The 20,278-nt window shown below is 54.9% G+C and carries 16 protein-coding genes; 11 read left to right on the top strand and 5 right to left on the bottom strand.

The window, feature by feature from the left end; all coding sequences use genetic code 11:
• Positions 1-11: 11 nt before the first annotated feature.
• Positions 12-1,247: an enterobactin transporter EntS gene (entS, locus tag AL515_RS07970; RefSeq protein WP_061067491.1), complete on the bottom strand. Its 1,236-nt coding sequence runs from the start codon at positions 1,245-1,247 to the stop codon at positions 12-14.
• 109 nt (positions 1,248-1,356) lie between these two features.
• On the opposite strand from entS, the gene fepD reads away from it, so the two are divergent.
• The 3 genes from fepD to fepC are packed head-to-tail and all read left to right on the top strand — an operon-like array spanning position 1,357 to position 4,153.
• Positions 1,357-2,364, top strand: a complete 1,008-nt coding sequence (gene fepD / locus AL515_RS07965; RefSeq protein WP_048212331.1) for a Fe(3+)-siderophore ABC transporter permease — start codon at positions 1,357-1,359, stop codon at positions 2,362-2,364.
• Positions 2,361-3,353, top strand: coding sequence for an iron-enterobactin ABC transporter permease (gene fepG, locus AL515_RS07960; RefSeq protein WP_048212332.1), 993 nt, complete (start codon positions 2,361-2,363; stop codon positions 3,351-3,353). The genes fepD and fepG overlap by 4 nt, the downstream gene beginning before the upstream one ends.
• Positions 3,350-4,153 carry an iron-enterobactin ABC transporter ATP-binding protein gene (gene fepC, locus AL515_RS07955; RefSeq protein WP_005123456.1) on the top strand — a complete coding sequence of 268 codons (804 nt, stop codon included), beginning with the start codon at positions 3,350-3,352 and terminating at the stop codon, positions 4,151-4,153. The genes fepG and fepC overlap by 4 nt, the downstream gene beginning before the upstream one ends.
• 33 nt (positions 4,154-4,186) lie before the next feature.
• On the opposite strand, the gene entF is transcribed toward fepC, so the two are convergent.
• Genes entF through fes form a run of 3 tightly spaced genes read right to left on the bottom strand, consistent with a single transcriptional unit; the run spans position 4,187 to position 9,540 of the window.
• Positions 4,187-8,077, bottom strand: coding sequence for an enterobactin non-ribosomal peptide synthetase EntF (entF, locus tag AL515_RS07950; RefSeq protein ID WP_061067490.1), 3,891 nt, complete (start codon positions 8,075-8,077; stop codon positions 4,187-4,189).
• A complete protein-coding gene (locus AL515_RS07945) occupies positions 8,074-8,292 on the bottom strand; it encodes an MbtH family protein (RefSeq protein ID WP_061067489.1) in 219 nt (72 codons plus the stop codon). Before AL515_RS07945 ends, entF begins: the two co-directional genes overlap by 4 nt.
• A gap of 30 nt (positions 8,293-8,322) precedes the next feature.
• Positions 8,323-9,540 carry an enterochelin esterase gene (gene fes, locus AL515_RS07940; RefSeq protein ID WP_082759572.1) on the bottom strand — a complete coding sequence of 406 codons (1,218 nt, stop codon included), beginning with the start codon at positions 9,538-9,540 and terminating at the stop codon, positions 8,323-8,325.
• A 252-nt stretch (positions 9,541-9,792) separates the two neighbouring features.
• Between fes and AL515_RS07935 the strand changes: the two genes are divergently transcribed.
• The 6 genes from AL515_RS07935 (at position 9,793) to AL515_RS07910 (ending at position 17,092) form a co-directional block, all read left to right on the top strand.
• A complete protein-coding gene (locus AL515_RS07935; RefSeq protein WP_061067488.1) occupies positions 9,793-12,084 on the top strand; it encodes a TonB-dependent siderophore receptor in 2,292 nt (763 codons plus the stop codon).
• 50 nt (positions 12,085-12,134) lie between these two features.
• Positions 12,135-12,797 carry an enterobactin synthase subunit EntD gene (entD, locus tag AL515_RS07930; protein WP_061067487.1) on the top strand — a complete coding sequence of 221 codons (663 nt, stop codon included), beginning with the start codon at positions 12,135-12,137 and terminating at the stop codon, positions 12,795-12,797.
• Positions 12,798-12,914: 117 nt separating this feature from the next.
• Complete coding sequence (locus tag AL515_RS07925; RefSeq protein WP_048212337.1) at positions 12,915-13,856, top strand: D-ribose ABC transporter substrate-binding protein; 942 nt, start codon at positions 12,915-12,917, stop codon at positions 13,854-13,856.
• Between the two features lie 11 nt (positions 13,857-13,867).
• Positions 13,868-14,476, top strand: coding sequence for a DUF2291 family protein (locus tag AL515_RS07920; RefSeq protein WP_048212338.1), 609 nt, complete (start codon positions 13,868-13,870; stop codon positions 14,474-14,476).
• Positions 14,476-16,002, top strand: a complete 1,527-nt coding sequence (locus tag AL515_RS07915) for a sugar ABC transporter ATP-binding protein (protein WP_192575275.1) — start codon at positions 14,476-14,478, stop codon at positions 16,000-16,002. Before AL515_RS07920 ends, AL515_RS07915 begins: the two co-directional genes overlap by 1 nt.
• 1 nt (position 16,003) lies before the next feature.
• On the top strand, positions 16,004-17,092 hold the full coding sequence (locus AL515_RS07910) for an ABC transporter permease (protein WP_048212339.1): 1,089 nt from the start codon (positions 16,004-16,006) through the stop codon (positions 17,090-17,092).
• Positions 17,093-17,219: 127 nt separating this feature from the next.
• Here the strand turns inward: AL515_RS07910 and AL515_RS07905 are convergent, their stop codons facing one another.
• Positions 17,220-18,170 carry a sugar-binding transcriptional regulator gene (locus tag AL515_RS07905; RefSeq protein ID WP_061067486.1) on the bottom strand — a complete coding sequence of 317 codons (951 nt, stop codon included), beginning with the start codon at positions 18,168-18,170 and terminating at the stop codon, positions 17,220-17,222.
• A 316-nt stretch (positions 18,171-18,486) separates the two neighbouring features.
• Here AL515_RS07905 and AL515_RS07900 point away from each other — a divergent pair, with 316 nt between their 5' ends.
• Together AL515_RS07900 and AL515_RS07895 are read left to right on the top strand one after the other, a co-directional pair.
• A complete protein-coding gene (locus AL515_RS07900) occupies positions 18,487-19,317 on the top strand; it encodes a transketolase (protein ID WP_061067485.1) in 831 nt (276 codons plus the stop codon).
• A complete protein-coding gene (locus AL515_RS07895; RefSeq protein WP_061067484.1) occupies positions 19,310-20,257 on the top strand; it encodes a transketolase family protein in 948 nt (315 codons plus the stop codon). The genes AL515_RS07900 and AL515_RS07895 overlap by 8 nt, the downstream gene beginning before the upstream one ends.
• Positions 20,258-20,278 lie beyond the last annotated feature (21 nt).

Here is a 20,278-nt window from a genome sequence, read left to right as displayed (position 1 = left end):
GCATAACGCGATCAGACATTCACGGGAACCTGCCGGAATCGGCGCACTTCTCCCAACAACAGCAGCAGTAAAAGACCGACAATCACCAACCCAAATCCACTGACGCTTGCCGAGGCCGCAGGCGTCATCATCGCCCCCAGCCCCCCTAACAGCGCCGCGCCAATCGCATCGCCGGTGACGTTCTGTGCGGTCCACAAACCGTTAATTCGCCCGAGCATCGCTTCCGGCGTCTGCGTCTGTAACAGGGTGTACTGCAACAAAGAACTGACCGCACTCAGCCAGCCAAACAGCGCCAGACAAACCACACCGAGCTGCCAAACGGGCATCAAGCCAAACAGACCGATAGCTAGGAAAGAGGCCACAGTTGATGCCAGCATAATCAGACCCGGACGCACGCTGTGTGCCAGTTGCCCACTGGTTAAAGCCCCGATGGCCGCGCCCAGGGGAATAGCCGCATACAGTAACCCAATCTGTGCGCTCGACATCTGCCAGTTTATCGCCAGCGCCGGATACAGCACGCGCACGGCGCTCGCCATGGTCAACAGACCGCCAAGCAGCGCAATGCCGCCAATCAGCGGGCTGGCAAGCAGAAAGCGAAATGCTGCCAGCAGCGATTTCAGAGGATGCTCGCGCGGCTGCGGCGGAGGCGGTAATGCGGGAAGGCTCAACAACGGCAGCAAGGTAATAAATGTACCCGCCGCCGCCAGGCCGTAGTTCCAGGCCACGCCACCGGTCGCCAGCAACACCCCACCAAGCATTGGCGAAATCACCGATCCCAGACGCACAGTCAGCATGGTAATCGCCCCGGCCTGCATCAGATTTTCACGCCCGACCAGCGCCGGCGTCGCCGCCAGCAACGCAGTGACACCCAGCGAGGCGAAAAAGCCATCCCATAAACCAAGAACATAGATAGCCAGCAACGACGGTTCGGGCAGCAGCGCGTTCAGACACAGGCCAATAAAACCGATCCCACAGGTTCCGCGAGCCAGCAGGATCACCTTTTTGCGCTCATAGCGATCGGCCAGTACGCCGCCCACCATCAGACCAATAAACATGGCGCTCCCGGTCAGCGTAACCGACAAACCGACCTGCCAGGTCGACTGCGTCATCATCTGGATCTGTACCGGGACCGCAACCCCCAATAGCCCCAGAGAGACAATGGAAATAAAACGGGCGAGGAAGACGGCGCGAAATGCAGGATGGGTCTTTAACAGGCTGAGATTAAGCAGCCAGGATTGTCGATTCATTACAGAGCCTTACCAGGTACTTTTTCAATATCCATTCAATGGCTGCACATGCTAACATATCCAAATAAGATCGATAACGATAATTACTATCATTATCAGGGAAGTTGATATGTCATGCTCTATTTCCGTGACACGCGCCTTCGCCGTGCCCGGACTGTTGTTACTACTTGTTCTCACCACGGCATTAAGTCTGGTTATTGGCGCAAAGTCGCTGCCCACCTCCGTGGTATTTGATGCACTCACCGGCAGTTGTCAAAGCGCCGATTGCACCATCGTGCTGGACGCGCGACTCCCGCGTACGCTGGCAGGGCTCCTCGCAGGTGGTGCACTGGGCCTGGCGGGTGCGCTGATGCAAACGCTCACGCGAAACCCTCTCGCCGATCCCGGTATTCTGGGCGTCAACTCTGGTGCCAGCTTTGCTATTGTGCTGGGGGCCGCACTGTTCGGCTTCTCCTCTGCGCAAGAACAACTGCTGATGGCTTTTGCCGGTGCGCTGGTCGCATCGCTGATCGTGGCATTTACCGGCAGTCAGGGCGGCGGGCAGCTCAGCCCGGTACGTCTGACATTGGCCGGTGTTGCGCTGGGTGCTGTTCTGGAAGGATTATCCACAGGCATCGCCCTGCTCAACCCGGACGTCTACGACCAGTTGCGTTTCTGGCAAGCCGGTTCACTGGATATCCGCAGCCTGCAGACGCTGAAAGTCGTGCTGATCCCGGTCCTGATGGCCGGTGCTGTCGCGCTGTTCCTCAGCCGTGCTCTGAATAGCCTCAGTCTGGGAAGCGACACCGCAACGGCGTTGGGGAGCAAAGTTGCGCGTACCCAGTTTATTGGCCTGTTGGTGATTACCGTACTGTGCGGAAGTGCGACCGCCATCGTCGGCCCTATCGCCTTTATCGGCCTGATGATGCCGCATATGGCACGCTGGCTGGTGGGCGCAGATCATCGCTGGTCGCTGCCCGTCACTCTGCTGGCCACCCCTTCTCTGCTGTTGATTGCCGATATCATCGGTCGTCTGATTGTGCCCGGCGAGCTGCGCGTCTCGGTCGTCAGCGCGTTTATCGGCGCGCCGGTGCTTATCTTTCTGGTACGCCGTAAATCGCGCGGGGGTGGCGCATGATGCACCTCTCCCGTCGCCTGATTGTCAGTTGTCTGCTGCTGGTCGTCGGTTGCCTGGCCGTTGGATTGTGGAGCCTGCGTAGCGGTGCCGTTATGCTCGAGACCCCGCAAATTATTGCCGCCCTGTTCGGTGATGCACCGCGTAGCATTACGCTGGTGGTGACCGAGTGGAGATTACCACGCGTGTTGATGGCGCTGCTGATTGGCGCGGCGCTGGGCGTTAGCGGCGCGATATTCCAGTCATTGATGCGTAACCCGCTGGGTAGCCCGGACGTGATGGGCTTCAATACCGGTGCCTGGAGCGGCGTACTGGTGGCAATGGTGCTGTTTGGTCAGCATCTTACCGCCATCGCGCTGGCGGCAATGCTCGGTGGGATCCTGACTTCGCTGGTGGTCTGGGCGCTGGCCTGGCGCAACGGCATCGACACCTTCCGGCTGATCATCATCGGGATCGGCATTCGCGCTATGCTGGTGGCCTTCAACACCTGGCTGCTGCTGAAGGCGTCCTTAGAAACCGCGCTGACCGCCGGGCTGTGGAACGCCGGATCGCTCAACGGTCTGACCTGGGCGAAGACCTGGCCTTCTGCGCCGCTAATTATCGTGATGCTGGGGTGCGCCGCGCTGTTGGTACGCCGCCTGCGTTTACTGGAAATGGGTGATGACAGCGCCTGCGCGCTTGGAGTCAGCGTAGAGCGTTCACGTTTAATGATGATGCTGGTCGCCGTGGTGTTGACCGCTGCGGCCACCGCGCTGGCAGGACCTATCTCGTTTATTGCTCTTGTCGCCCCACACATCGCGCGTCGGCTTAGCGGCACGGCACGTTGGGGATTAACGCAGTCGGCGCTGTGCGGCGCCCTGCTACTGCTGATGGCCGATTTATGCGCTCAGCAGCTATTTATGCCTTATCAGCTTCCGGTTGGCGTTGTCACCGTAAGCCTCGGCGGTATTTACCTTATCGTCTTGTTAATTCAGGAGTCCCGCAAAAAATGACCGAATCAGTAGCCCGTTTGCGTGGCGACCAGTTAACGCTGGGTTATGGCAAGTTTACCGTGGCAGAAAACCTTAATGTCTCGATCCCCGATGGTCACTTCACTGCCATTATTGGCCCCAACGGTTGTGGAAAGTCCACGCTGCTACGTACATTGAGTCGTCTGATGACGCCCGCGCACGGCAAAGTCTGGCTCGATGGTGAACATATTCAACATTACCCCAGTAAAGAGGTCGCACGCAGAATTGGTCTGCTGGCGCAAAATGCCACCACGCCGGGCGATATTACCGTGCAGGAGCTGGTTGCTCGTGGGCGTTATCCACATCAACCTTTATTTACCCGCTGGCGTAAAGAAGATGAAATCGCGGTAACCCACGCGATGCAGGCCACGGGGATCACACATCTGGCGGCGCAAAGTGTGGATACCCTCTCCGGCGGTCAACGACAACGCGCGTGGATAGCGATGGTACTGGCACAAGAAACGTCGATTATGCTGCTCGACGAACCGACCACCTGGCTGGATATCAGCCATCAGATTGATCTGCTGGAGCTGTTGAGTGAGCTAAACCGGGAGAAAGGTTACACGCTGGCCGCCGTTCTGCACGACCTGAATCAGGCGTGTCGCTATGCCACCCATCTGATTGCACTTCGTGATGGAAAGATCGTCGCCGAGGGTGCGCCGAAAGAGATTGTCACGGCAGAGCTCATTGAAAAAATCTATGGGCTACGGTGTATGATTATCGACGATCCGGTTGCCGGAACGCCGTTAGTGGTTCCGTTAGGACGCACTGCAAACAGGTAAATCGCGCCACCTCCGCAGAGGTGGCGAGTCTATTTATTGGATATCGCTGAGCAAGTCACGCATGACTGGCCCAATCTTCTCGAAAGCCATTGGCGTAATGATATCAACGTGCGCGCAGTCCTGGCGATAAACATCCAGACTGGAAATCCACGGCGACCAACTGCGTTCCGGGCTGACTCCCGGCGGTAACGTGCGTTCAGCAACAAACAGCGTCGCGTGTCCCGCAAAAGGTACGCTATGTGCCGTACTCAGCAGTCGAACCGCATCGGCGTAGTTACCTTCAATGGCACTAAACAATGCGTCGGATGCATTGCTCTGCTGAGCAGTCAGAAACGCCTCCCGCTCACGATCAATTTCCGCCAACACTTCCGGATCGAGTCCATTGGCCTCTTTTTCCGACCAATTTTGCGTTTCCGGCGGCCAGGTATCCAGCAGGCCGAGAAACGCGATCGTTTCTCCACGCGCGTGTAATCGGGCAGCAATGCCCTGCGCCAGCGTACCGCCCAACGAGTACCCAATCAGATAATAAGGTCCATGAGGTTGCTGACGAAGTATCGTTGCCAGGTGCTGTTCGCACACCGCATCCAGGTTTTCTGCTGTCTGCATCGGGCCATCCGGTCGCGGTGACTGGATACCCATAATCGACCACTGTGGAGGAAGATAGCGTGACAACACGCTAAACTGCCAGGCGAAACCCGATGCCGGATGGAAGCAGAACAGCACAGGACCATCGCTTTCACGCAGCGGCAGCAGCGTTTCAAATCCCAGCCGTTGCGACTGCTCGTCATCATTGCTATCCAGCAATGCGCTGAGCTGTTCGACGGTCGAGGCCACCATAATCTGCCCAGGCGTTACCTGGCGCGCAAAAATGCGGCTCAACTGCGCGGCCAGCTTCATCGCCAGCAGCGAATGCCCGCCAAGCGCAAAGAAATCCGCTTCAACATCATTGACCTCGCAGCCCAGCAAGGCCGTGAACGCCTGAGCAATAGTGGTTTCAGTCCCTGCTCGCGGCGCCCGCCCTTCCTGACGTGACGTCAGTTGTGGCATTGGTAACGCTTTACGATCCAGCTTGCCGTTGGCGCTGAGCGGGAGCTCCGCCAGTTGCAGCAGCACTGTCGGTACCATATGTGCAGGCAGGGTTGCGCGCAGACTCTCGCGCAATGCCGAAATATCCAGCGGTAAACCCGATTGTGACACCAGATAGCCCACTAACTGGCGCGCATCGCCGCCTGTCGCTACCGCCTGATTGAATACGCAGGCATGGGCAACAGCATGCTCCACATCTGGTAGTTGCTGCATCACCCGATCAATCTCGCCCAGTTCAATACGCTGCCCACGAATTTTTAGCTGGTCATCACTGCGCCCAAGATATTCCACCGCACCATTTTCCAGCCAGCGCGCCACGTCTCCGGTACGATACATACGTTCGCCTGGGCTAAAGGGATCGGCAACAAAACGGCTCGCCGTCAGATCCGGACGCCCCAGATAACCTTGCGCCAGTTGGATCCCCGTCAGGTACAGGTCACCGGCGACACCAATGGGCACTGGACGCATCATGGCATCGAGGATCCGCAAACCGGTGTTCCAGACCGGATAGCCGATGGGTACGCTGTTGCCGGTTACGGCAGCGAGCTCCTCACCCCAGGCTGGATACCAGCTTACATCTACCGCCGCCTCGGTTGGCCCATACAAATTGTGCAGCGGCGCGTGGGTCAGTTGCTCCCATTCGCGGCACAATTCTGCCGGCAGCGCTTCACCGCTACAAAACACCTGTTTCAACGTGGAGCAGCTTTCCCGCGCCGTTTCTGGCGTCAGTGAGCTCACAAATGCCGCCAGCATCGACGGTACAAAGTGCGTTGTCGTCACCCCAAACGTCGCGAAGAACTGTTGCATCGCCAGCGGGTCACGATGTGCCTCTGGTTCAGCCATCACCAGTTTTGCGCCGGCAATGAAAGGCCAGAAAAATTCCCAGACCGAAACATCAAAACTGCATGGCGTTTTTTGCGCCACCACATCGTCGGCCGTCAGCGGATAGTGATTCTGCATCCATAGCAGACGGTTAACGATTGCGGTTTGCCCCACCATCACTCCTTTTGGTCTGCCCGTCGATCCGGAGGTGAAGATGATATAGGCCGTATGATTTGGTCGTGATAAAGCGAATGGTGTGTCATCTTGCTCTGGCAGCGGAGCGGTGTAGCACAGGCTTTCCAGCCCAGGGATACCGCTAAAACGAATCCGTTGTTCATCAGTGGTGATAAGCAACGTAGGTTTGGCGTCTTCCAGCATCATCCGCAGACGATCGTCCGGATATCCGGTATCCAGCGGTAACCAAGCTGCGCCCGCTTCGACGATGCCGTGCAGCGCCAGCGTCAGGAAAACGGAGCGCGGTAAGGCAACCGCCACGCTGTCCCCCGGGCGCACACCGCGTTCGCGCAGCAGTTTTGCCAGTGCCACCACCTGCTGACGCATTTCGCGATAGCTAAACTGATAGCGGGCATCGGCCAGCGCCGGGGCATCCGGTGTTTTATCGGCCTGTTGCGCCACCAGTGCGCTAAGCGTAGTGGACGGGATCTCCACGCTCGTGTCGTTAATCTTCGCCAGCCGCTCATGTTCTGTCGGTAACAACATTTCGGCGTCGCCGCAGCATAGCGACGGATTGTCGGCAAACTGCTCGATAAGCGCGATTAAACGCGAGGCATGCTGCGCCAACGTAGCGGCGTCATATCGCTGCTTATTCGCCAGAATTTCAATGCTCAGCCCACCGTTTTCATCCGGGAACAGCGCCAGCTCCAGATCGTTCACCGGTCCTGTCGCCAGCGTATGGGTGTGCGCCTGTACGCCGGGAATATTCAGCTGATAATCGAATATTTTCACGTTCAGTACCGGGCCAAACAGTGGCTCAGCCCCGGCCGCACGCCCGCTGTCACGGACAATTTGTTCGGCATCATAGCGCTGATGTCGGCGCATTTTCTTCATCTGCCCGGCCAGCCGTTGCGCAAGCGCAGGGAGACTTTCTGCTGCATCAAGTCTCACGCCAAAGGGCAGGACATTTAACACCGGTCCGGTAGCGGTAAGCGCAGCTGATCCCATACGGCGCATAAAGATAAACCCGGCAGCATAGTCCATTCGGCTGCATAAACGACCGAGCCACAATGCAACCAGCGCCAGCGCCAGATCCGCACGCTGAACATCTGGCATACGTGACGCAAGCTGGCGGAATGAACCTTCAGGTGCAGTTAACTTCATGCGAATAATATCCGCGCTGGCTGAGCGACCTGGCAGCGGTTTGTTCGACAATGAAGCCGGCGGCGGCAGTTGTTGGCGTTGCTCAGCCCAGAATGCGCTATCACGTTGCCAGGCATCGCTTTGACGATACTGTTGATACTCTTCCACGACCTCGGCAAACGGCGTAAATGGCGAGGCTGGCGTGGATTCACCGCGCAGCCACGCTGTGTAAATTGCAGCAATCTGGCGGGTAATAGCCGGGAAACTAAAGCCATCAACCAGTAAGTGATGATAGCGCTGATACCAGTACCAGCGTTTATCTCCCACCTGAATGAGCAGATGGAAGACCAGCGGCTTGCCACCGTCAGCGCGCAGATCCTGTTGCAGATCCGCCCGCATCAACGCACGTGCCGCCTCGTGCGGACTGGATTCATTGCGTAAATCGAGAATGTCAGGTTCAGCAAAGGTGAGCGTAGGATCAACCCATTGCCAGATTTCACCGTTATCCTCAGTGAACTGCATCCGCAGGGTATCCGCATGCTCCAGACCGGCCACGACTGCCTTTGCCAGCAGTGGTGCATTCAGTTCACCGGTTAATTCGACATAGTGTGCAACGCTCCACGCCGAGGGCAATGTGGAGAGCTTTTCTGCCATCCAGATCCCCGGCTGGGCCGCAACTAAAGGTAAGCGCTGAGTCATTGCGCCTCCTGTACATCGACATAGTTCGCTGGCGTCAGCGTGGTCCAGTTCGCATCCAGCCATTGCTGGCAGACTTCCTGCGACTGCGGTTCGCACACAACCGTCCAGCCAGCAGGAAGTGAGCACTGCTGAGGCCAAAGGCTGAATTGACGTTGTGGGTTTTGCAGAATGTAAAACTGTCCCTGCGGGTTATCGAAGGGGTTACTGAATTCCATACTCAACTCCTGTCGTGGAACATCGTCCGGTTAAAGCGTGTCGGTGAGCGGTTGCCAGAGCGTCATCAGCCCTTGCATTAAGCCGCCGCGCCAGCAAAGCGCATCATGACCACCCTCAACCTGACGCCAGAAAATAGACTGTGGTGCAGAGGGAAATTGGGCGAATAGCGCCTGATTAGCACGAAAAATAATCGGCTCGCGGGTCCCGGCTTCCAGCACAATACGTAGACCCTGAACGCTTACCGTTCCGGCCTTCAGTTGTTCAATAATCACGCCATCCTGATGACCACCGCGATGCGGCCACCAATAAGATCCGGACTGACTGAGTACGCAGCCAAACCGTTCCGGCCAGTTCAGGCCAGCATACAGCGAAGCCAAACCGCCAAAACTTTGCCCGGCAACCACCGTACGCTGCGGGTCATCGGTGAATGGCGTCGTGGTTTTGACCAGCGGCAATAATTCCTGCTGAACTGCCAGCCAAAAATCAGCGTTACACGGCAACTCATGGCTGCGATGCGGCGTATCAATGGCATCAATCAGGAGATATACCGCGGGAGGAAGCTGGCCACGATGAGTGAGTGAGGTCAGCGCAGGCCAGACAGGCAGACTGTGTGCCCAAAATTGTCCGTCCAGCAGAATAGCCAGGGGACGTTCTTGCGGGTTGGCTTCACCGGTGGTGAAAACCCACACCCGGCGCGTATTACCCAACCGATCGCTGTGCCATTGCAGGCATACTGCGGGCAAGTCGGGATTTTCAGGGCGATCCCATCCTGGCTGTACGGGAGCATCTGGCATCTCCAGCGCGGACACCGCATGCTCCCGGCCCCCTTTCCAGCTTTGAGTATTGAGAGGATCCGCAATAGCCTGTGGCAGCAGTTGTCGCCAGCCTTCGCGTAGCACAGTGCGATCGGGTGTTTCACCCGGTGCCAGCGTAGCAAAAATATCGTTCCGTTCTGTTGGAATAAAACAGTAACTGCCGCGCCAGTTGGCGCTCAGAGAAATGCTCCAGCACCAAACATTTGTTCCATCAATGCGTTGCATCGACTGAGGTACGGCATTTTGATGATGATCGGTGACGCCGGTGATATAGACCCACACGCGGCGAATGGCGGACTCTTTTTCCGTTCCCTGCGGGTCACGCCACCAGAACGTTACCCGATAATTTCCGTTGTCTTCACGCTCCCACTCCGGGCCTTTTTTCGACTGCCACCACGCCTCGCTTCCCATCATTAACGTCGTCACCGCCATAACCCCATGTTTATTGTGAAATTTTATATCTGAGCGTGAAATATATTGATAATATTATTGATAACTATTTGCATTTGCAATAGCGTATTGACGCGCTGTGGGAAGCGCGCACAGTTTTTCACCACTTATAAACCGACCTGGCGCTGCGTACTTTTTCTGGAACGGAGGGGTTTACGCAGATGCGGGCGACATCAGGCCTGGTGCCCAAAACGGCACACGGGTACTCGTGGCTAAAAGAAAGCAGGACATACAATGAACAACAAGATTCATTCACTGGCCTTATTGGTCAATTTAGGGATTTACGGGGTAGCCCTGCCCGCGATGGCAGAAGATAAAACCGATAGCGCCGCCGTCTCTCATGAAGACACCATCGTCGTCACCGCCGCTCAGCAGAACCTGCAGGCTCCAGGCGTTTCGACCATCACCGCAGATGAAATCCGTAAGAACCCTCCGGCTCGCGACGTGTCGGAAATCATCCGTACCATGCCAGGCGTTAACCTGACCGGTAACTCAACCAGCGGTCAACGTGGCAACAACCGTCAGATAGACATTCGCGGCATGGGCCCGGAAAACACCCTGATTCTGATCGACGGCAAGCCGGTCACCAGCCGCAACTCTGTGCGTCAGGGCTGGCGCGGCGAGCGTGATACCCGTGGCGATACCGCCTGGGTGCCGCCGGAAATGATCGAGCGTATTGAAGTGCTGCGCGGCCCAGCCGCGGCACGCTACGGTAACGGTGCTGCGGGTGGCGTGGTGAATATCATCACCAAAAAAGGCAGCAGTGAATGGCACGGCTCCTGGGATACCTATTTCAATGCCCCGGAACACAAAGACGAAGGTTCGACCAAACGCACCAACTTTAGCCTGAACGGCCCAATGGGCGGAGATTTCAGCTTCCGTCTGTACGGTAATCTCGATAAAACCCAGGCCGACGCATGGGACATCAACCAGGGTCATCAGTCAGAACGTACCGGCACATATTCAAATACCTTACCCGCCGGTCGTGAAGGGGTGATCAACAAAGACATCAACGGTATTGTGCGTTGGGATTTTGCCCCACTTCAGTCACTTGAACTGGAAGCGGGTTATAGCCGCCAGGGCAACCTGTACGCGGGCGACACGCAAAATACCAACACTAACCAGTTGGTGAAAGATAACTACGGTAAAGAAACTAACCGTCTGTACCGTCAGAACTACTCGCTGACCTGGAACGGCGGCTGGGATAATGGTGTCACCACCAGCAACTGGGTGCAGTACGAACATACGCGGAACTCTCGCACGCCGGAAGGTCTGGCCGGTGGAACAGAGGGGATCTTCGACCCGACTGCTTCACAAAAATATGTCGATGCCGACCTGAATGACGTCATGCTGCACAGTGAGATCAGCATTCCGTTGGATCTACTGGTCAATCAAAACCTGACGCTGGGTACTGAATGGAACCAGCAGCGCATGAAGGACATGTTGTCTAACTCGCAGACCTTTATGGGCGGTAATATTCCAGGCTACAGCAGCACCGATCGCAGCCCATATTCAAAAGCCGAGATCTTCTCTTTGTTTGCCGAAAACAACATGGAGCTGACCGACAGCACCATGCTGACACCGGGTCTGCGTTTCGACCACCACAGCATTGTGGGCGACAACTGGAGCCCGTCGTTGAACCTGTCTCAAGGTTTGGGCGACGACTTTACACTGAAAATGGGTATCGCGCGCGCCTATAAAGCACCAAGCCTGTACCAACTCAACCCGAATTACATTCTGTACAGTAAAGGCCAGGGCTGCTATGCCACCGGTTCTGCCAGCGGTATTGGCTGCTACATGATGGGTAACGATGACCTGAAAGCTGAAACCAGCATCAACAAAGAGATTGGTCTCGAGTTCAAACGTGATGGCTGGCTGGCTGGCGTCACCTGGTTCCGCAACGATTACCGAAACAAGATTGAAGCGGGTACGGTACCGTTTGACAGAACCTCTATCAGCAAGAAAAACGCTACAACGGGCAAGACTACAACAACCTACACCGATATCTATCAGTGGGAAAACATTCCTAAAGCGGTGGTAGAAGGCCTGGAAGGAACGTTGAACGTGCCGGTTAGCGAAACCGTTACCTGGACCAACAACATCACCTACATGCTGCAAAGCAAGAATAAAGAGACTGGCGAACGTCTGTCGATTATTCCTGAGTACACGCTGAACTCAACATTGAGCTGGCAGGCGCGTGAAGATCTGTCACTGCAATCCACCTTTACCTGGTACGGCAAACAGCAGCCGAAGAAATACGATTACCAGGGTAAACCGGTAACCGGCAGCTCGGCACAAGAAGTGAGTCCTTACAGCATCGTCGGCCTGAGCGCGACCTGGGACGTGACCAAAAACGTCAGCCTGACCGGCGGCGTGGATAACGTCTTTGACAAACGTCTGTGGCGTGAAGGCAATGCCCAGACCACTGGCGATATCGTTACCGGTAATTATATGGCGGGCGCTGGCGCGTACACCTATAACGAACCGGGTCGTACGTGGTTCATGAGCGTGAATACACACTTCTGATAGCGTTGTTCCCTCTCCTCCCGGTGGGGAGAGGGAAACGATACAAAATCATGCGTACAACACACACATCGTTGCCTTTCGCAGACTATTCGCTGCAGATCATCGAATTTGATCCCAACAGCTTTCACGAGCACGATCTGCTCTGGCTCCCTCACCATGCCCAGCTAACCGCTGGCGCACGTAAACGTAAAGCAGAGCACCTGGCAGGACGTATCGCCGCAATACATGCTTTACGTGAATACGGTATCAAAACGGTGCCCGGCATCGGCGAGCAGCGACAACCGCTGTGGCCACATGGCCTCTTTGGCAGTATCAGTCATAGCGCGACAACGGCACTGGCTGTCGTCTCACGCCACCCCGTCGGACTGGATATTGAGGCTATTTTTTCGCCGCAGGTCGCAGCTGAGCTGGCTGACAGCATTATAGACAACACTGAGAGAAAGGTTTTGCTTCATGCGTCACTCCCCTTTCCACTTGCCTTAACCCTGGCCTTCAGCGCCAAAGAGAGTCTGTATAAGGCATTCTCCACCCAGGCAAGCGGGTTACCTGGTTTCGCCAGCGCAAAAATTACCGCCCTCACGACTCAGCATATAACCCTGCAAATTATGCCATCATTTTCGGCAAACCTCGGCAATCAGGACGTCAACGTGCGTTGGTTTCAGCGTGGTAACAACATCATTACGCTGTGCCCGGCCTCGCCATCAGGATCGTGATCCTTTTCTCCTTTTAAGAAATTAGCTGCGCAAATCGTAGACAGTTCGATTATCTCGATTTATCGTTAACTTGAATAATAAATCATATTTGAATAAATATTCAAAGTGGAGAAAAAGATGAACAAGACCCTGGTTAAATCCGTATTACTGGCCTCGATCCTGACCGCCTCGGGTTCGCTGTATGCTGCTGACAACGGATTGATTGCGATTATTACCCCTTCCCACGACAACCCGTTCTTTAAAGCCGAGGCCGACGGCGCGGTTGCCAAAGCAAAAGCGCTGGGATACACCACGCTGGTTGCCTCTCATGATGATGACGTCAATAAACAAAACCAGCTGATTGAAACCGCCATTGCCCGTAAAGCGAAAGCAATCATTCTCGATAATGCGGGTGCGGATGCCACCGTGGGTCCGCTGGAAAAAGCCAAAGCAGCAGGCGTGCCTGCCTTTCTGATCGATCGCGAAATCAATAAAACCGGCATCGCCGTCGCACAAATCGTGTCGAATAATTATCAAGGCGCACAGCTCGGTGCGGAGACGTTCGCCAAACTGCTGGACGGAAAAGGGAAGTACGTTGAACTACTGGGGCGTCAGTCCGACACCAACGCTCATGTACGCTCGCAGGGATATCACGATGTACTCGACGATTACCCGGACATGAAAATGGTGGCCCAACAAACGGCAAACTGGAGCCAAACCGAAGCCTTTACCCGCATGGAATCCATTCTGCAAACCAACCCGGATATCGTAGGGGTGATCTCAGGGAATGACACTATGGCGCTGGGTGCCGAGGCCGCACTGAAGGCTGCCGGGAAAAATAATGTCATCGTGGTCGGTTTTGATGGTAGCGACTACACCCGCGATTCAATCATCAATAAAAGCAATATCAAAGCGACCGTGCTGCAACCCGGCTGGCAACAGGCACAAATGGCGGTTGAGCAGGCAGATTATTACCTGAAAAACGGCAAAGCCCAGAAAGAGGAAAAACAGCTTATGGATTGCGTGCTGATTGATGAAACCAATGCCAGCAAGCTGAACTCGTTTAATTTGAGCCACTAAACGGAGGCACTATGTCGTTAACACAATGGGGTGCCGCACTGGTTGGGTGCGCCGCCCTGTTGCTGACGGCCTGCACGGTAGTTGACCTCGACGAAAACGGCAAACCCATCATCCCGGCCGATCCACAGGCCAAAGCCAGTTTCGACAACCAAACTCCCGATCAGATCGCGCAACAAACCTGGCAATCCCGTGTTCTGGAGGCGGCGCAGCAACATGCTCTGGATGCTTCAGCGCTGACCACTCGCCTGAAGGCCCCCTCACCCGCTCCCGAAAGCGTGTTTGTACGCCTGACCAGCACGATTGATAGCATCGACACCACCAATGGGCGTGAACGCACCATCGTGGTGAAGGTCAATGACATGCCCGTCACAGTCCAGATTGGTCCGGTAATGCGCGGCAATGCTATTCGTGATGCCAGCGGTTTCAAGTTCGAAGATTTTACTAATCAGGTTCAGTTTGCCCAACTTTCACGGGCCTATAACCGCGAAGCGGCAAAACACTTATCCGCCGTAGACACGAGTTGGCAAGGGAAGACTGCGACAGTGCTGTTCGCCGTGACGTTGAATGCTGGAAAAGCGGAAAACGCGGCAGCGCTGACGCTTGAACAGGAGACTCATTAATGCGCAATACCTCAGCTGATGACATCATCCTGCGCACCCATGCTATTTCCATGTTGTTTCCTGGCACGATTGCGCTGGACAGCGTGGATTATCAGGTCTGGCGCGGCAAAGTGAACGTGATTATTGGTGAAAACGGCGCGGGAAAATCCACACTGATGAAGATCCTCGCGGGTGTTCAGCAGCCCAGCAGCGGCGAGATGTCGCTTAATGGAAATCCCGTGCGCTTCGCCAATACCCGGGACGCAGCGGCACACGGAATTGGCATGGTGCATCAGGAACTAAACCTGTTTGAGAACCTCACCGTCGCGGAAAATATTTTCCTCGGTCGGGAAATTCAAACGGGCATGGCTCCCATTGATGAGGCCGAACAGGAAAAACGTACCGCCGAACTGTTAACCCGACTCGATCAGCCAATATCACCACGCGATCTGGTTGGCAATCTCAAAGTGGGACAGCAACAACTGGTCGAAATCGCGAAGGCCCTGGCTGAAGATGCGGATATCCTGATCCTTGACGAACCCACCTCAGCGCTCAGTAAAACTGAAGTCGAGATCCTGTTCCGTGTCATTCGTGAACTGACCCGCCAGGGGGTGTCAATTATCTACATTTCCCATCGTCTCGAAGAATTGATGTCGATTGGCGATGTGATCACCATTTTACGCGATGGTAAATTTCAGGCCGAAGCCAGGGTGAGCGAGATCGATGTGCCATGGATTGTGCGCGAGATGTTGGGCAGCGATCCGGTGAGCAACTTTCTCGAACCTGGCCGCACGTTTGGCGCCCCGGTTCTGGAAGCGGAACATATTACCTGCGTCAATACTGCGGGCAACGCGGTCGTCAATGATGTCACCTTTAACATTCACGCGGGTGAAATTGTCGGTATCTATGGGCTGATGGGAGCCGGACGAACTGAATTGTTCGAGTGCTTGTTAGGTACTGAGCGCAACTATCTCGGCAAACTGTGGCTCGACAGCAAACCGGTCCCGCAACGCTTAACGACCGCCGATCGCATCCGTATGGGGATGAGTCTGGTGCCAGAGGACCGCAAACGCACGGGGATTTTCCCTATTTCATCCGTTGCCACCAATCTGACCATTGCCAGCCTGTGGCGCCGTTTGCAGCGCGGCTTTGCCATTGCCCGTAAAGATGAAGAGGCGGTAGTCGCCAGCACAATTGGTAATCTGTCGATAAAAGTTTCCTCACCCGATGTGGAAATTCAGGCGCTGAGCGGCGGTAATCAGCAAAAAGTGGTGATTGGTCGCTCTCTGCTCACCAATCCCAAAATTCTATTTCTTGACGAACCGACACGTGGCATCGACGTCGGGGCAAAAGCCGATGTGTTCCGCATGATGGTCCAACTTTCACAGCAGGGGATTGCTGTGGTCTTCTCCACCTCGGATTTAAAAGAAATTATGGCGGTTTCTGACCGCATTCTGGTGATGTCCGGCGGCAAGCTAACGGCCGATATCGCCCGCGATCGTGCCGAAGAGTCGGCGCTGGTAACCGCAAGTGCTCAGGGGTTCTGACATGAAAACACTACAATCTGCTGTCGTCGCGCCTCGCTCCACAGTCGCTTTCTCACGGGAAAATATCCTGCTGTTGATCCTAAAATTACGCACCTTTATTGCACTGTTTTTGATAGTCGGCTTTTTTGCTTTTACCGTACCGGGATTCCTTTCTGGCGGCAGTATGGTCATTATGATCAAGCACATTGCCATTAACGCATTTCTGGCACTGGGGATCACGTTTGTCATTATTACCGCCGGGATTGATCTCTCGATTGGCGCTACGCTGGGGCTGTGCGGCATGATTGCCGGATGGCTTATCACCAAAGGTATTGTATTACCGATGTTCGGCATAGCAATTTTTCCCAGTGTCTGGGTAATTGTACCTGTCGTTCTGTTGATTGGTGGACTGATTGGCGCGACGAATGGCTGGATCATCACCCGGTATAACGTTGCGCCGTTTATTTGTACGCTTGGCACCATGTACGTTTTGCGCGGCGCGGCAATGCTGACCTCCGATGGGCAAACCTTCCCAGGGCTTTCCGGTAATCCTCAGCTCGGTAATACCGGTTTTGATGAGATTGGTGCTGGAACGTTGTTTGGCATTCCATGGGCCATCTGGATGATGATAGCGCTGGCCCTGGTCATTGCTTACGTCGCCCGTCGCCTGCCTTTTGGTCGCCACGTGTACGCCATCGGCGATAACGAACGCGCTGCTGAGCTGTCAGGAGTAAAAGTAAAACAGGTGAAAATCTGGGTCTATACCCTGTCAGGACTGTGTGCCGCCATTGCCGGTATTGTGGTCTCAGCGCAACTTTCCGCCAGCCATCCGGCGAACGGTACGGCATTTGAGATGAACGCCATTGCCGCCGTTGTACTTGGTGGTACGTCGCTGGCGGGTGGGCGGGGCACGATTTTAGGGACATTAATTGGTGCCTTCGTCATCGGTTTTTTGGCCGATGGTCTGGTCATGATGGGGGTCAGCGAATTCTGGCAGATGGTGATTAAAGGCATCGTGATTATTGTCGCAGTCATCATCGACCAGATGCAAAATCGCATGCAGCAAAAAGCCGCCGTGGTCGCGCAAAAAGCAGCGATGGAAACGCAGTAGCCCTCAAGGTGCCGTGCTTATCAGGCCTACGTCGCGTATGACAGTAGGCCTGATAAACTACGCTTAACAAAACGCTGATGGCTATAGCCAGCCCCTGGGGCTGGTTATAACTGAACTCGCCGCGACATCACCCTTTTACCAGACTACGCGCTGTCGGGTAGTCTGTGATCAGTACGTCAATATAATTTCCCTGCAGTGCGCCGCGAATCGCATTCTGTTTTTCCACTCCGCCCGCCAGCGCAATCACATGGTTGCAGTCGCGGATCTGCGAAAGCTCCATGCCGATGACCGGATCTTCCTCATGGTTAAGTACCGGATTTCCCGCTGCATCGTAATAATGCAGACAGATATCCCCGACCGCGCCGCGTTCGGCCAGCAGCCGCAACATTTCTTCGTTGTAGTAGTTGCCTGAGTTTTTCAGCAGTTGAGAAGGCTCGAGTTCACCAATGCCGACGATGGCCACATCCACTTCGGCAAACTTTTCAACCACAGCAGCAACGTCCGGGCTGTTAACCAACCGCGTACGTTCCTCCACCGAATGTTCAATGCTTTGTGAAGGCAGTAGCCAGGCCGGACAGCCAAGGTGCGCCGCCAACTGCTGGGTAAGAATCGTGGCCTGCACGTTGCCGTTCGGCCCTACGCCCCCCAGCAACTGAATGACGCCCGCTGCACGGATATTTTGCGGGTGCATCTCATCAACCATGCAACGAATGGTGCTACTCCAGGAGGAAATCCCAACCAGGTCCTCGGCACGCAGGCGGGTTTCAACATAGTGTGCCGCCGCGCTGCCAATAGCATGTTTGATTTGCGTACTGCTGGAGTTATCTCCAACATCAACGACAATCGCCTGGCGAATACCAAACTGCTCTTCAATGGCTTTTTCCAGCTCCACAAAGATATTGGTCGGCTGTACGACGGTGATTTTCACCAGCCCTTCTTTCTGGCAACGCGTCAACGCACGGGAGACAAAGGACTGCGACAAGTGCAGCAGCGTAGCGATCTCAGACTGTTTTTTATTTTCGGCATAGTAGAGTGTGGCTATCTTAACCAGCAACCGCTGTTCATCCTGCTTTGACATGGCATTCCCCCTGGTAAACTACCTGTTATTTTTATTCATACCTGAATAGATAACAAGCCATCTGCACCTTTCCTGTTAACTCGTTAGTGTGATCCTTTTCTCTTTTCTCCAAAATTTGGTGGCACAAGCCGTAGACAAACTGCCAGACAAGGCATATCTTCAATAATGAATAATAAATCAGTAGTGAATATTTATTCTAACCAATAACGACAGACTGTTTTATCTGCAGATTACGCAGTGAATAGAGAGACAGTTGCACTACTGCACCCGCACGGAATATTTATTCAACTAAGATTAAACATTCAAGAGGTGTCTTATGAATCCGTTTTTGCTCTCAATACCAGAGCTAGAAAAGAAAGCACGTGCCGTGCGTCGCCGCATAATCGTGTTGAATGCTGAAAGCCCGGCTGGCGGGCACACTGGCGCTGACCTGTCGCAGGTTGAACTGCTGACAGCACTCTATTTTCGCATCCTGAACTGCTCTGTGGCGCTTAAAGAGAGCGACGAGCGTGATATCTACATCCAGTCGAAAGGTCATGCCGTGGGGGGGTACTACTGTGTACTGGCAGAAGCGGGGTTTATTCCGGTGGACTGGCTGGCGACCTACCAACACGCCGATTCGCATCTGCCAGGCCATCCGGTAAAACATAAAACACCAGGAATCGAACTGAACACAGGGGCTCTTGGCCACGGCCTACCGGTTGCAGTAGGGATTGCGTTGGCAGCTAAACGTAGCAATAGCAAGCGCCGGGTATTTGTCGTCACCGGTGACGGAGAACTGGCCGAAGGCAGTAACTGGGAAGCGGCCCTGGTCGCCGCCCACTATAAACTCGATAACCTCATTATTATCAACGATAAAAATAACCTCCAACTCGCCGGAGCAACCAAAGAGATCATGAACACCGATCCGCTGGATGAAAAATGGCGTGCCTTCGGCATGCAGGTTACAGAGTGCCGTGGGAACGATATGAATGATGTGGTGCGCACGCTGGAAGGATTAACACCCGAAGGCAAACCGCACGTTGTCATTGCACACACCACCAAAGGGGCCGGGATCTCCTTTATTCAGGGCCGCCCGGAATGGCATCACCGTGTGCCAAAAGGAGAAGAAATTGAACTGGCGCTGGAGGAACTGAAAGATGCGTAATAGCGAACACCTCGCCACCGTGATGGTGAACACGTTAATTGCCGCAGTCAAACGCGGGATGGATGTTGTGCCCGTCGTGGCCGACTCAACATCAACAGCTAAAATCGCCCCATTTATGCAGGAATTTCCCGGCCGTCTGGTCAACGTAGGTATTGCCGAACAGACGCTGGTCGGCGCCGCTGCTGGTCTGGCGTTGGGCGGTAAAATCGCCGTCACCTGTAACGCCGCGCCCTTCCTGATTTCACGGGCTAATGAGCAAATTAAAGTCGACATTTGCTACAACAATACCAACGTGAAGTTGATTGGTCTGAACGCGGGGGCCAGCTACGGCCCGCTCGCCAGTACGCACCACAGCATTGATGACATTTCCGTGCTGCGAGGTTTTGGCAATATTGAGATTTACGCCCCATCCTGTCCAGTGGAATGCCGACAAATTATCGACTATGCCTTAAGCCACGTTGGTCCGGTTTATATTCGCCTTGATGGCAAAGCCTTGCCCGAATTGCACGACGAAAACTACCGCTTCGCCCCGGGGAATATCGATATTCTGCGGGAAGGAAAAGATGTTGCGCTGGTCGCGATGGGCTCAACCGTGCATGAAATTGTCGAGGCTGCCACACAGCTGGAACAGGCTGGTATTGATGCCAGCGTAATCAGTGTACCGTCAATTCGCCCCTGTAATACCCAACAGTTGCTGGCGGCATTAGCCCACTGCAAGGCTGTGGTCAGCGTAGAAGAACATAACGTGAATGGTGGCGTGGGTAGTCTGGTGGCTGAAGTGCTGGCAGAAGCAGGCAGTGCTATTCCACTGCGTAGATTAGGCATTGGCGATGGCCAATATGCCATCGCCGCCGATCGTGCGGCAACACGCGCGCGCCACGAAATTGACGCAGCGGGCGTCGTGAAAAACGCCACCACGCTGTTACAGGCAACACGATAAAACAATAATAACAGAACACTT

The sequence above is a fragment of the Citrobacter sp. FDAARGOS_156 genome, assembly GCF_001559235.2.
In the GTDB taxonomy this organism is placed as follows: Bacteria; Pseudomonadota; Gammaproteobacteria; order Enterobacterales; family Enterobacteriaceae; genus Citrobacter; species Citrobacter youngae.
The sequence above is the reverse complement of the archived record's forward strand: the minus strand, read 5'-3'. Positions and strand labels throughout refer to the sequence as shown.